Raw genomic sequence first — 12,476 nt, forward strand, 5'->3', positions numbered from 1 at the left:
CAGAGCGTGGAGGAGGGCGCACTCCGGGCCACGGCGAAGGGAACCGGGCGGAGCGCGACCCCCCGAGGGCATGGCCGGAGGCCCGTACCCCGGGTCCTAGAATCGGGTCCCGTGAACACCGAGCTGAGCCCACCGAAGCTGTTCGTCCGTACCGTCCCCCTGCGCGACCGGGCCGACAGCCTCGTCCAACGTCTGCCCGCCGGCACCCCTCTGGCCTGGCTGACCGGCGACGACGGCATAGTGGGCTGGGGTGAGGCCACCCGCTTGGACCCGGCGCCGCAGCCCGAGGGCACCCCGCCCACCGACACCACCCGGTTCGTCGAGGCGACCGCCTGGGTGCACGGCTTGCTGGAGCACGCCGAGGTCGAGGACGAGGTGAACCTGCCCGGCACCGGCCTGGTCACCTTCGGCACGTTCACGTTCACGCCCACCTCGCGGGGTTCGGCGCTGATCGTGCCGCGCGTGGTCGTGGGCCGCCGGGAGGGGCGTACCTGGCTGACCACCGTCACCGACGAACCCGGCGCGCACCCCGAGGAGCTGCTGCGCCCCCACTCGGCGCCCCGACCGGTCGGGCCCGTGGAGTGGCGGCCCGGGTCGCTCACCCGTGAGGAGTGGATGGGCGCGGTGGCCGGAACGGTCGAGCGCATCCGTGCCGGGGAGCTGGAGAAGGCCGTGCTGGCCCGGGACTCCTTCGCCGAGGCGGACTCCCCCATCGACGTCCGCGTGCTGCTGGAGCGGCTGCGCACGCGCTTTCCCGCCTGTTTCACCTTCTCCGTCGGCGGCATGGTCGGGGCCACCCCCGAGCTGCTACTGCGCCGCGAGGGTGACCAGCTCACCTCCCTGGTCCTGGCCGGGACCCGCCCCCGGGGCGAGGACGCCGGGGCCGACCACCAGCTGGGCCAGGAGATGCTGGCCTCGGCCAAGGACATCGAGGAACACGGGCTGGCGGTGGACTCGCTGCGCACCGCGTTGGAGCCGCTCGCCGAGGAGCTCGTGGTGCCCGCCTGGCCGCACCTGCTCAAACTCGCCAACGTCCAGCACCTGGCCACCCGCGCGCACGCCCGGCTCGCCCCCGGGGTCTCGGCGCTGGACGCGGTGGCCGCGCTGCACCCCACGGCCGCCGTGGGCGGCACCCCGACCGGCACGGCGATGCGGCTCATCGCCGAGGTCGAGGGCATGGACCGGGGCGGGTACGCCGGGCCCGTGGGGTGGCTCGACGGCGCGGGCAACTCCGAGTGGGGGATCGCGCTGCGCTGTGCCCACGTGGACGGTTCACGCGCGCGGCTGTACGCGGGCGGCGGGATCGTGGCGGGTTCGGACCCCGCCTCGGAGGTCGCCGAGGCCGAGTCCAAGTTCCGGGTGATGCGAGAGGCCCTCACCGACCCCGGGGCCTGAGCCCCTCGGGCTGGGCCCCGCCCGAGGGGCGGCACGACTTTTCACATGACGGAAACATCGCTGCGGCATGCTCGTGCGCATGAACGTTGAGCCGGTCCCCTGGGACCATCCCGAGGCCGCCGAACTACGCGCAGGCCAGCGGCGGGAGATCGCCGAACGCTACGGCACCCCCGACTCCGAACCGGGCACCCCGCCCTCCGCCGACGACATCGCGGTGTTCGCGGTGGTGCGCGACGACGCCGGAACCGCCGTGGGCTGCGGCGGCCTGCGCGACCTGGGCGACGGGGTCGGCGAGGTCAAGAGGATGTACGTGCTGCCGGAGAGCCGCGGCTCAGGGGCGGCCACCGTGTTGCTGCACGCCCTGGAGGAATGGGCGCGCGGTCAGGACTGGAAGTGCCTGAGGCTGGAGACCGGCGACCGCCAACCGGACGCGGTGCGCTTCTACACGAGGTCGGGTTACACGCCCATCGCCCCCTTCGGGGCCTACGCGGACGAGCCCACCTCACTGTGTTTCGAGCGGGTGCTCTAGTAGTACTTTGTTAACTCGTGTCGGGTGGGTGCTGCTGTGCGAGTGGCCGTTGGCAGGTGGAACACACGCCGGTCCAGCACAGCAGCACCCCCTGGAGCGCCTCCAGGACCTGGTACAGACTCAGACCGACGTCTGCGTTTTTGGGTCGAGTCTTCGCAGGGTGAGGAAGGCCTGAGCAGCGGTGACCAGGGTGACGTGGTGGTGCCAGCCCCGCCAGGTCCGCCCCTCGTAGTGATCCAACCCCAAACCGTGCTTGAGCTCGCGGTAGTCGTGCTCGATGCGCCACCGGATCTTGGCCAGACGCACCAGGTGCCGCAACACGGTGTCCGCGGGCAGACTGGACAACCAGTAATCAGTCGGGGCTTCGTGATGGGGCGGCCATTCAGCGATCAGCGTCTCGGGCGGCAACACCCCGTCCCACCCCGACCGGCCGCCCGCTTTCTCCAGTGCGGCCTTGTGAGCTGCGGCCCCAGCGGGACGCACCGCCATGACCAGGAACCGGCCCCGCATCGATCCACGAGACCCCTGCCGCCAAGTGCACCGCCGCAACGCACCACGCCCCTGTTCCAGAGCCAGCTCCTTAAGCGAGCGGGCCGGGGTGCGGTAGCGCGGCTGAGGCGGGCATCCCCTGCCTTTGCGCCGTTCAGGGAGGTGGGGAACCGCCTGGCCGGGGTGGGCGTTGACGTCTTCACGCACCGCGACCACGTAGTCCAAACCACGCTCGGCCAGCCCCTCGCGGAAAGCGTGGTTTTGCCCGTATCCCGCGTCGGCCACTACTACCTGGTCCTGGAGCCCCCAGGAGCGGGCCTGGTCGATCATGTCCAGGGCCAGACGCCATTTCTCCCGATGCCCCACTCCGTCGGGGATGCCGGTCTTGGCTCGGCGGGCATCGGCCGGATCAGCCCACTCCTTGGGCAGGAACAACCGCCAGTCCAAGGGGACCGAGGCGGCGTCGGTGACCGCGTGCAGGCTCACCCCCACCTGGCACAACGACTTCTTGCCCAAAGCACCGCACCACTGGCGCACCGCCCCCGCTGAGTGGTTCCCGGCCTTGGGAAAGGAGGTGTCGTCGATCACCCACGCATCGGGGTTGATGGCCTGGCTCACCTTGGTGGCGATCCGACGCCGGACCGGGGTGTGCTCCCAGGGGGAGGAGGCCACGAACTGCTGCAATGCCTGCATATTGCCGTCAGGGAGCCGTTCGGCCATGGGTTGGATGGACTTACGGCGTCCGTCCAGCATCAGTCCACGCAGGTAACACCCGCCCCACTGACGGCTATCACGGCGAGGGATGGAGGCGAAGACCTCGGCGCAGAAAGCGTCGAGGTCTTCGCGGAGTTCTTCCACAGCGTCCAGGTCCACCCGTCCATCATGGCGGAGCCACGCTGGAAAATCAGGTACTTAACAAAGTACTACTAGAAGGATCCCCCTCAACTCCGGTGATCTTGCTACCAGTCCAAGGCGCCGATTTCGCTTCTGGTAGCAAGATCATCCCGGGTTGGTAAGCAAACCGGCCCCGGGGGCGTGCCGGCCGCACGCCCCCGGGGGCCGGGATCAGGTACCGATGTCGCGGCCGCCCTTGTGCCAGGCGCACACGACCGACGGGCGCGGGAAGTCCCCGTCGGGCCACACGCTGGTGGGCGCCTCCACCGTGCCGTTCTCACCCGGGTGCTGCGGGGCGAGGAAGACGGTCTTCTGGTCCTCGGTGATCAGCGGCCCGCAGGTCTCGGCCTCGAACGGGACGGTGGCGAAGGTCTTCAGCTCGCCGCGGAAGCGCCCCTCCATCGGAACCACGTGCAGGGCGTCGTTGATGCCCAGGCTCCCCGGCTGGCCGTCGGTGGCGATCCACAGGTTGCCCTGCTTGTCGAAGGCCACGTTGTCGGGGGCCGAGATCGGCATGACCTTGGACTTGTCGTACCCGGCGTAGTAGGTGTCCTCGTCCTCGGGGTTCCCGCAGACGATGGGCACGTTCCAGGTGAAGGTGGTGGCGGCGGAGTCCGCTCCGTCCTCGATGATCTCCAGGATGTGACCGTACTTGTTGGGGCCGCGCGGGTTGGGCTCGTCGGCCTGGCCGGGCTCCCGAGCGCTGTTGTTGGTCAGGGCGCAGTAGACCTTGCCGGTGGCCGGGCTGGGCTCGAAGTCCTCGGGGCGGTCCATCTTGGTGGGACCGACCTTGTCGGCTGCCAGGCGGGTGTGGATCAGCACCTCCGCCACGGAGAAGCCCTCGACGAAGCTCTCGGTGTCGGTGCACAGCGGAATCCACTCACCGGTGCCGTCGAACTCGCCGTCCGAGGGCAGAGTGCCGCTACCGTCGATCTCCTCCTCGGGGCTGTTGCCCTCCAGACGGGCCACGTACAGCGTTCCGGTGTCCAGCAGCGTCATGTTGTGCTTGCGGGATCCCTCGACGAACTTCTTGGCGCTGACGAACTTGTACATGTAGTCGAAGCGCTCGTCGTCACCCATGTAGGCGGCCACCCGGCCGTCCTCGGTGAGGTTGACGTTGGCGCCCTCGTGCTTGAACCGGCCCAACATGGTGCGCTTGACTGGGGTGGAGTCCGGGTCGTGCGGGTCGATCTCCACGATGTAGCCGAAGCGGTTGGCCTCGTTGGGGTGCTTGGCCAGGTCGAAGCGCTCGTCGACGCGGTCCCAGCGTCGGCCGCTGTATCCGCTCCGGAGGCCGTAGCGGGAGTTCGCCTCGGTGGCCGGGGCGCCGACGAAGTACTGGTGGAAGTTCTCCTCGCCGCTGAGGATGGTGCCCCAGGGCGTCATGCCGCCCGCGCAGTTGTTGAGGGTGCCCAGGACACGGGTTCCCTCAGGGTCGGCCTCGGTGCGCAGTAGCTGGTGCCCGGCTGCGGGACCGGCTACGCGGAACGGGGTGTCGGGCGTGATGCGGCGGTTGAAGGAGCGCGCTCCCTCGGTCACCAGTTTCCACTGGCCGGTGCCGTACACCCGCTCCAGCTCGACCACCGAGCCGCCGTGGGCGGCCATCGCCACGCGGATCCACTCCAGGTCGGCGTCCCCGCCGCCGGAGTAGCCCGCGAACATCAACCCCTCGTTGGTGTACTCGTGGTTGACCCACAGCAGCCCGTGGTCGTCGTCGAGGGTGAAGAAGCCGACGTAGTCGCAGTTGTAGCCGAACTGCTGGGCCTGGGCCTCGCCGGTCTGGTTCTCGAAGTCGAACTCGGGAGCTCCGGGCAGCACCGGGTCGCCCCAGCGGATGATGACGTGGTGGTCGTAGCCTCCGGGAACGGAGACCTGGTCCAGGTTGTTGGGCTGGACGCTCTTGAAGGTGGGGCGCGGCGAGGGGTGCGGACGGTTGGGGCCTCTTTCCGCGGCGGCCGGGCTCAGGGCCGCCAGTCCCAGGGCACTGGCCCCGGCGCCGACCGCGGCGCCCTTGAGCGCGGTGCGGCGGGAGAGCACGCCCTGGAAGATGTCACCGAAGTAGGCGTTGTCGCTCTTGTTGGGCGCGGGGTGGAAACAGGCGTTGCCACAGCGGTACTCGCAGGTCTTGGGGGAACGTCCACCCCCGACTCCGAGCAGGGGCAGGAGTCGGCGGCGGGGCGCGGATGGGGTCACACGTTCTCCTCGGGGATCGTGACCGCTCACGCGCCCCGGCACGGGCTGCGGGGCTCCGCTCAGGGGCGCGGAAGCGATCGTGCAGGAGGTCCTGCCTGGTCGCTCACGACCCTGGCCGAGGTTTCACACTCTCCGGTGAAACCCGGGTGAACGCACCTACAACTCCCCCCGGATGTCAGGAATAGTCGCATAGAGTAGTTGCATGAACACTCACCGTCGGACCTTGTGGTGATCCTCGCCTACCCGCTCACGAACGTCCACCAGCCTCGCCCAGGTCGGCCCCGCGTGTTTCCTCGCGGTTTCCACCCAGGCGCGCGCTGACGTGCTCCCCGTGTCGCGGTGGTGGGGTGGCGGCCCAGCAGCCGGGCGACGTCCCCGGCGGGGCCCGGGGACGTCGCGACCGCCGAGTTCCACGACGCTGGCGCGCGGGCGCATGAGGCGGCCCGGGACGCCGGCGACTTCCATGCCCGTCGAGCTGGGGCTCGAATTGACGGACGTCCGCAACCGCCGACCTGACAGAGACGAGAGGCAGTGGACACCAGTGCCCGCTCCTCGCGCGAAGGCAGTTCGTGGCTGGCCCGGCCACGGCCGCCTTCTCCATGGACGCACCGCACGGGGGTCGGGACGATTGGGCGTTCCCCGCTCCTCCAGACGGAGTTCTCCCACAGGACACGCCGGTGTCAATCAATGGAGCGACGGTGGGAAGTGCGTTCCGGGTATTGATTTGCGAATGCCCGGGCGATCTCCTACCGCGTCCGGGTTGTTCGCTTCTTGGCGGACTGCCCGGCCGAGAGAAAACAGGATTGGCAGCGGAGGCGGATCCGGGCGAAGAACACCGGGTCATTTTGTCCTGCCGTAATCAGAGGAGCACTGTGCCTGATACCTCCCGGATCATTGCTGGTTACCCCCACCCCCGTCCCAGCAGCGATGTGATGCGCCGAACCGCGCTGCGTTGCGCCGCGGCCCTGGCCGCCGGATCCGCGATGGCCGTTTTCGGTTTCGCGGGTGCGGCGAGCGCCGACTCCGCGACCGCCGGTCCCCCCGGTCCGCCGCACGGCCCGGATGTCCTGGACGTCGCCCACCGCGGAGCATCCGGTTACGCTCCGGAGAACACCCTCGCGGCCATCGAGGTGGCCGCCGAACTCGGCGCGAGTACCGTCGAGACCGACGTGCAGCGCACCGCGGACGGTGAGCTCGTCTTCATGCACGACGTGGACCTGACCCGGACCACGAACGTCGAAGAGGTCTATCCGGACCGGGACTCCTACGCTGTCGGCGACTTCACCTTGGCGGAGATCCGCGAGCTCGACGCCGGATCCTGGTTCGGCGAGGAGTTCGAGGGCGAGCCGGTGCCCACCCTGCAGGAGGGGCTGGACCTCATGAAGAAGCTGCGCCTCGGTTTCCTCCTGGAGATCAAGGCGTCCGCGAACCACCCCGGCATCGAGGTGGACATCGCCGAGGTCCTCCACAGGAACCCGTGGTTCCTCTCGCCGGGGTCGCTGCCCGGGAAGCCCGGATATGACCGCCTGGCGATCCAGGACTTCAACTGGGAGGTCGTGGAGAGTTCACGCGAGCTCTACCCGCGCCATGTCCCGCACGGGCTGTTGGGGGTCGTGCCCGTGGACGAGCTCGAGGACTACTCGTGGGCCGACCAGGTCAATCCGAACCACAACCGGATCGACGGCGACTACGTCCAAGCCGTGCATGAGGCGGGCATGGAGGTCCACACCTACACGATCAACGACCGCGAGGGCATGCAGCGAGCGATCGACTGGGGTGTGGACGGCATCATCACCGACTACGTCGACGTGCTGCTGGAGGTCCTGGACGGCTCCCCCTCAGCCGTCGCCTAACCCCCGCCAGACGGCGCGGGCTCCGTCAGGCCGGGACGAAGCCCGCGATCGGTCTCCGGGTGAGGGCCCCGACCGGTGAGCCTCAGTGTCGCGCGCGGCCGACCGGAACGATGAGGGGGCCGCCCGATACCGGGTCCTCGGTGACGACGGCATCCAGGTCGAAGGCCTCGCGCAGGAGTTCGGGGGTGAGGACCTCGGCGGGGGTTCCGCTGGCCACCACCCGTCCGTCTCGCATGGTGATGATCGTGTCGGCGTAGCGAGCGGCCAGGTTCAGGTCGTGCAGGACCATCACGATCGTGCGGCCGCCCTGCTGGTGCAGGTCGCGGACCAGGTCCAGGACGTCCACCTGGTGGACCAGGTCCAGAAAGGTGGTGGGTTCGTCCAGCAAGAGGAGGTCCGTGCCCTGGGCGAGGACCATCGAGATCCACGCGCGTTGGCGCTGACCGCCGGACAGCTCCTGGAGCGGAGTGTCGGCGAACTCCAGCAGACCGGTCTGTTCCAGGGCGGCGGACACCGCCTGGTGGTCGTCGCCCGACCACTGCCGGTACCAGCGCTGGGAGGGGTGGCGGCCGCGGGCGACGAGGTCGGCGACGGTGAGGCCCTCGGGCGCGGTCGGCTGCTGCGGGAGGACGCCCAGCACCTGGGCGACCTCGCGGGTGGGCACCTGGTGGATGTCGCGGCCGTCGAGCTCCACCACTCCGGCGCGCGGGCGCATGAGGCGGCCCAGGGCACGCAGCAGCGTGGATTTTCCGCAGCCGTTGGGGCCGATCACGCAGGTGACGGTGCCCCCGACGATGTCGGTGTCCAGGCCGTCGACGATGGCGCGCTCGTCGTAGGCCAGCGTGAGGCCGCGGGCACCGAGCCGTGTGGGGGGCGTGTCCGATGCCGTGGCCGGGGCGGGAGGGGTCTTCTGAGTGGTCACGCCTGGACCTTTCGGTTGCCGCGGACGAGCAGGTACACGAGGTAGAGGGCGCCCAGGCAGCCGGTGACGATGCCGACCGGGAGCTGGACGGTGCCGAAGAGGTTGCGGGCCGCCAGATCGGCGGCGGCCACCAGGGCGGCACCGACCAGGGCCGAGAGCAGGACGGGCGGGCGCGCGGTGCGGCCCAGTCTCAGGGCGATCTGCGGGGCTGCCAGGGACACGAACAGGATGGGTCCGGCCGCCGAGGTGCCGAAGGCCGCCAGCAGCACGGCCAGGACCAGCATGCCGGTGCGGGCCGGTTCCAGGCGCACGCCCAGGCTTCGGGTGACGTCGTCGCTGAAGGACAGGGCGTCCAGGGTGCGCGCGGCGACCAGGGCCAGCGGCAGCAGGACGGCCAGGGCGATCGCGACCGGAACGGCGTGCGCCCAGGTCCGCATGCTCAGGGAACCCGCGATCCAGACCATGGCCCGGCCGCTGTCGTTGACCTCGCCGAGGGTGAGCATCCAGACGGTGAGGTTCATCAGGACCGTGGAGACGCCCACACCCACCAGGAGCAGGCGGAAGCCGTCGATCCCGTTCCGCCAGGCGAGGCCGTAGCAGAGCACCCCGGCGGCCAGTCCGCCGATCAGGGCGACGGCGGGTACGCCGATCTGGGCGAGCGGTCCGCTGATGATTCCGTAGCTGCCGCCGAAGGCCATCACCGCGACCACGCCCGCGCTGGCGCCGTGGGTGACCCCGAGCAGGTCGGGACTGGCCAGCGGGTTGCGCATGATCGCCTGGGTGATGGCCCCGGCGGCGGCCAGCGCGGCTCCGGCCAGCAGGCCGACCACCACGCGCGGCATCCGGACCCGCCAGATGGTGAAGTACTCGTCGTAGCTGGCGCCGACGACGTTGGCCCACACCTGGCCGGGGGCGACGAACACGTCGCCGACGGACAGGTTCAGTCCGGTCAGGGCCACGATGGCCAGGGCGGTCAGGGCACAGACGGCGACCAGGCGCGGACGGAGCCGGATCGCGAGCGGTCCCAGGGTGACCGCCCTGGCCCGGCGCGCCAGGGGGTCGCGCCCGGATGCGGGTTCGAGTGTGGCGGTCACAGCGCGAACAACCTCCGGCGGCGGACGATGTGGATGAAGAAGGGCGCGCCCACCAGGGCCAGGACCACCCCGACCTGGAGCTCACCCGGCGGGGCGAGGAAGCGTCCCAGGACGTCGGCGCTCAGAAGGAGGACCGCTCCCATGAGGGCGGAGTAGGGGATCAGCCAGCGGTAGTCGGCGCCGACGATCCCCCGGGCCAGGTGCGGCACGATCAGCCCGACGAAGGCGATGGGGCCGCAGGCCGCGACGGTGATGCCGGTCAGGAGGGTGATGGCGACCAGGCCGACCAGCCGGGCCCGGCCGATCTGGAACCCCAGGGCGCGTGCGGTGTCCTCGCCCAGGGCCAGGGCGTTCAGGGCGCGGGCGTTGGCCAGGGCGAGCACGGTTCCGACCAGGACGACGGGGGCCATCTGCGGGATGATCGAGGGGTCGCGGCCGACCAGGGAACCCACCCGCCAGAAACGGAAGCTCTCCATGGTGGACTGGTCGAGCAGGACCATGCCGGAGGCCACGGAGTAGGCGAGCCAGCTCACGGCGGTTCCGGCCAGTGCCAGGGTGACGGGGGTGGGGCCGCGCCCGGGCACGGAGGCGACCGCGTAGACCAGGACCACGGCCGCGCCAGCCCCGGCGAAGGCGAACCAGGCCTGGGTGTGCAGGGCGGTGATACCGAGGAAGTAGATGCCGGTGACCACCGCGAGGGCGGCGCCGAAGGTGACCCCGAGGATGCTGGGGTCGCCCAGGGGGTTGCGGGTGTGGCCCTGCATGAGGGCTCCGCCCAGGCCGAGACTGATCCCGGCCAGGAGACCGAGCACGGTGCGGGGCACACGGATCTCGTTGACGATGGTGTTGGCTTCGGGCCCCGCGTCGGCGGTCAGGGCCTGCCACACGGTGGCCGGGTCGAGGGTGCGCGCGCCCACCAGCACACTGGCCGAGACGGCCGCCGCCAGCAACACGACAAGCAGCACCAGCCCGGCGACGCGACGGGACCTGCGGGCCGCGACGGCGGAACGCCCGGACGCGGCGGCGGCCGGTTCCACGCGCTGGCTCACCGGGTCTCCTCTCATGAACGTGATCCCCAAGGCAAAAGCCAGGCAGCCCTAAGTTAGGTTTGCCTGGCCATACTTGGATGATCTAAGTTTGCCACGTTCCACACCCGCGAAGCACACTCGCTGGTCTTTTGTCACGTTCTGGCAGTTCGTCGCGGTAGGACGGCACCGGAACCACCTTCACCTCCTCGGGAGCCCCGACCATGACCACCCTCGCTCTCCCCCGCCGTTCGGGCCTGGCCGCCCTGGCCGCGGCCTCCTCCCTGGCTCTGCTCACCGCCTGCGGCGCGAGCGGCCCCGACGGGGGCGGCACCGACAACGGCCGCGAGGCGTCCGAGGGATTCCCGCTGACCGTCGAGCACGCCATGGGAGAGACCGAGATCCCCACGGAGCCCGAGCGGGTCCTGCCGCTGGACTTCACCTACGTGGACGCCGCCCTGGCCCTGGGCGGCAACGTGGTGGGCTACACCCAGATCGCCGAGAACCAGGACGCGCTGCCCGAGTACCTGTTCGAGAGCGGCTGGAACACCGGCGACGCCTCCGGAGCCGAGTCCGTGGGCCTGTTGTGGGAGATCAGCCCCGAACTGGTCGCGCAGGCCGAGCCCGACCTGATCCTGTCCGCCGAGGTCCGGCACGGCGACGGCTACGAACAGCTCACAGAGGTCGCCCCCACGGTCATGTCCGTGGACACCGGCGCCTCGTGGAAGGAGAACCTGCTCCTGACCGGCGAGGCCATGGGTCAGGCCGAGGAGGCCGAGCGCCTGCTCACCGAGTTCGAGGACCGAGCGGCCGCCATCGGCGAGGAGATCTCCGAGGCCCACGGCGGCGAACTGCCCACCGTGTCCGTGGTCCGCTTCGCGGGCGACGCGGAGGGCGTACGCCTGTACACCCGCAACTCCTACATCGGCGTGGTCCTGGACGACCTCGGCCTGCCCGCCAGCGAGCACACCGAGACCGGCTCCACGGAGATCGCGACCTACCACAGCCCCGAGCGCCTGCTCGACCTGGACGCCGACCAGATCCTGGTGGCCACCTACGACGACGGCGCGGGCGAGGTCGACGAGGCCAAGGACGACTACGTCACCAATCCTCTGTGGGACCAGCTGGAGGGCGAGAAGACCGAGGTCGACGACGCCTACTGGATGTCCGGCGTCGGCCTGATCTCCGCCCACGCGGTCCTGGACGACATCGCCGAGATCTTCGGCGTCGCCCCCCAGCGGTAGCCCGTAGCGGCCTTGAAACCGGCTCTCCGGGCCCGTGGTGGGCGAACTTCCGCGGGTCCTGGTGCATGCTCGGGGTGGGGCAATCCGCGAAAAGCACCGCCAGGGACAACGGGGACGGCTACCGTGAGCGGCGAGAACGATCCGACGGCCGAAGGCAGTCACATGTCCGCTCCGACAGTGGCCGAGCAACAGGCGCCAGAGTTCGAAGACGCCGTGGTCCTCCCCATGCCGCCGCAGGACGGTTTCACCGCTGACGACCTTGACCGCATCCCGGATCTTCCGCCGCATACCGAACTCATCGACGGAAACCTGGTGCTGGTGCGCCCGCAGAAGCTGTTCCACATGCTGGTCCTCCAACTGTTGGAGGGCGCCCCCAAGACCCATGTTCCCGACGGGCTCCGGGTGGCGAGAGAGTTCTCCATCAAGCTAGCCGAGCGGCAGCGGCCGGAGCCTGACCCGCTTCTGGTCCGCTCCGCGGCGTTCCGGGAACTGGAACAGACCTGGTTCCCGCCAGAAGCGGTCGAACTGGCGGTCGAGGTGGTCTCCCCGGAGTCGCAGATCAGGGACCGCGAGCGCAAGCCCGAGCTCTACGCCCGCGCTGGCGCGCGTTTCTACTGGCGGATCGAGCAGGACGGCGGCGACGCGGTGGTCTACGAGTACGAGAAGGACCCGGCCAGCCCCTCGGGGGGCTACGGCAAGCCGACCGTCCACCGAAAGACGCTCAGGACCTCCGCTCCCCTGGGGTGGGAGTTCGACCTGACGGACATTGTGAACCGCTGACCTGACGAACGGGGGGCGGTACCGAATCGATCGGTGCCGCCCCTGTGCGTGTGGACGC

10 protein-coding genes are annotated in these 12,476 nt (G+C 70.2%); 5 read left to right on the top strand and 5 right to left on the bottom strand.

All coding sequences use genetic code 11. From position 1 onward, the window contains the following. The first annotated feature begins 111 nt into the window (after nucleotides 1-111). Entirely contained in the window at nucleotides 112-1,395 is a 1,284-nt protein-coding gene (locus tag HNR07_RS10385) for an isochorismate synthase (RefSeq protein ID WP_184364600.1), read from the top strand. Between the two features lie 79 nt (nucleotides 1,396-1,474). Then, nucleotides 1,475-1,924 (top strand): GNAT family N-acetyltransferase, encoded by a 450-nt coding sequence (locus HNR07_RS10390; protein WP_184364602.1) that lies wholly within the window; start codon nucleotides 1,475-1,477, stop codon nucleotides 1,922-1,924. Between the two features lie 120 nt (nucleotides 1,925-2,044). Here the strand turns inward: HNR07_RS10390 and HNR07_RS10395 are convergent, their stop codons facing one another. Beyond that, nucleotides 2,045-3,286, bottom strand: coding sequence for an IS701 family transposase (locus HNR07_RS10395; protein ID WP_184364603.1), 1,242 nt, complete (start codon nucleotides 3,284-3,286; stop codon nucleotides 2,045-2,047). Between the two features lie 192 nt (nucleotides 3,287-3,478). Next, complete coding sequence (locus HNR07_RS10400) at nucleotides 3,479-5,500, bottom strand: PhoX family protein (RefSeq protein WP_184364604.1); 2,022 nt, start codon at nucleotides 5,498-5,500, stop codon at nucleotides 3,479-3,481. Between the two features lie 872 nt (nucleotides 5,501-6,372). Between HNR07_RS10400 and HNR07_RS10405 the strand changes: the two genes are divergently transcribed. After that, nucleotides 6,373-7,353, top strand: a complete 981-nt coding sequence (locus HNR07_RS10405; protein WP_254417148.1) for a glycerophosphodiester phosphodiesterase — start codon at nucleotides 6,373-6,375, stop codon at nucleotides 7,351-7,353. Between the two features lie 82 nt (nucleotides 7,354-7,435). On the opposite strand, the gene HNR07_RS10410 is transcribed toward HNR07_RS10405, so the two are convergent. The 3 genes from HNR07_RS10410 to HNR07_RS10420 are packed head-to-tail and all read right to left on the bottom strand — an operon-like array spanning nucleotide 7,436 to nucleotide 10,418. Continuing rightward, nucleotides 7,436-8,275, bottom strand: a complete 840-nt coding sequence (locus tag HNR07_RS10410) for an ABC transporter ATP-binding protein (RefSeq protein ID WP_184364605.1) — start codon at nucleotides 8,273-8,275, stop codon at nucleotides 7,436-7,438. Continuing rightward, the gene (locus HNR07_RS10415; protein WP_184364607.1) at nucleotides 8,272-9,369 is read right to left on the bottom strand and encodes a FecCD family ABC transporter permease; all 1,098 of its coding nucleotides are present in this window, start codon (nucleotides 9,367-9,369) and stop codon (nucleotides 8,272-8,274) included. The genes HNR07_RS10410 and HNR07_RS10415 overlap by 4 nt, the downstream gene beginning before the upstream one ends. Beyond that, complete coding sequence (locus HNR07_RS10420; protein WP_254417149.1) at nucleotides 9,366-10,418, bottom strand: FecCD family ABC transporter permease; 1,053 nt, start codon at nucleotides 10,416-10,418, stop codon at nucleotides 9,366-9,368. Before HNR07_RS10420 ends, HNR07_RS10415 begins: the two co-directional genes overlap by 4 nt. 200 nt (nucleotides 10,419-10,618) lie before the next feature. Between HNR07_RS10420 and HNR07_RS10425 the strand changes: the two genes are divergently transcribed. Next, nucleotides 10,619-11,638 (top strand): ABC transporter substrate-binding protein, encoded by a 1,020-nt coding sequence (locus tag HNR07_RS10425; RefSeq protein ID WP_184364609.1) that lies wholly within the window; start codon nucleotides 10,619-10,621, stop codon nucleotides 11,636-11,638. A gap of 162 nt (nucleotides 11,639-11,800) precedes the next feature. Continuing rightward, nucleotides 11,801-12,418: a Uma2 family endonuclease gene (locus HNR07_RS10430; RefSeq protein ID WP_184364610.1), complete on the top strand. Its 618-nt coding sequence runs from the start codon at nucleotides 11,801-11,803 to the stop codon at nucleotides 12,416-12,418. Nucleotides 12,419-12,476 lie beyond the last annotated feature (58 nt).

The sequence above is a fragment of the Nocardiopsis metallicus genome, assembly GCF_014201115.1.
Classification (GTDB): domain Bacteria; phylum Actinomycetota; class Actinomycetes; order Streptosporangiales; family Streptosporangiaceae; genus Nocardiopsis; species Nocardiopsis metallicus.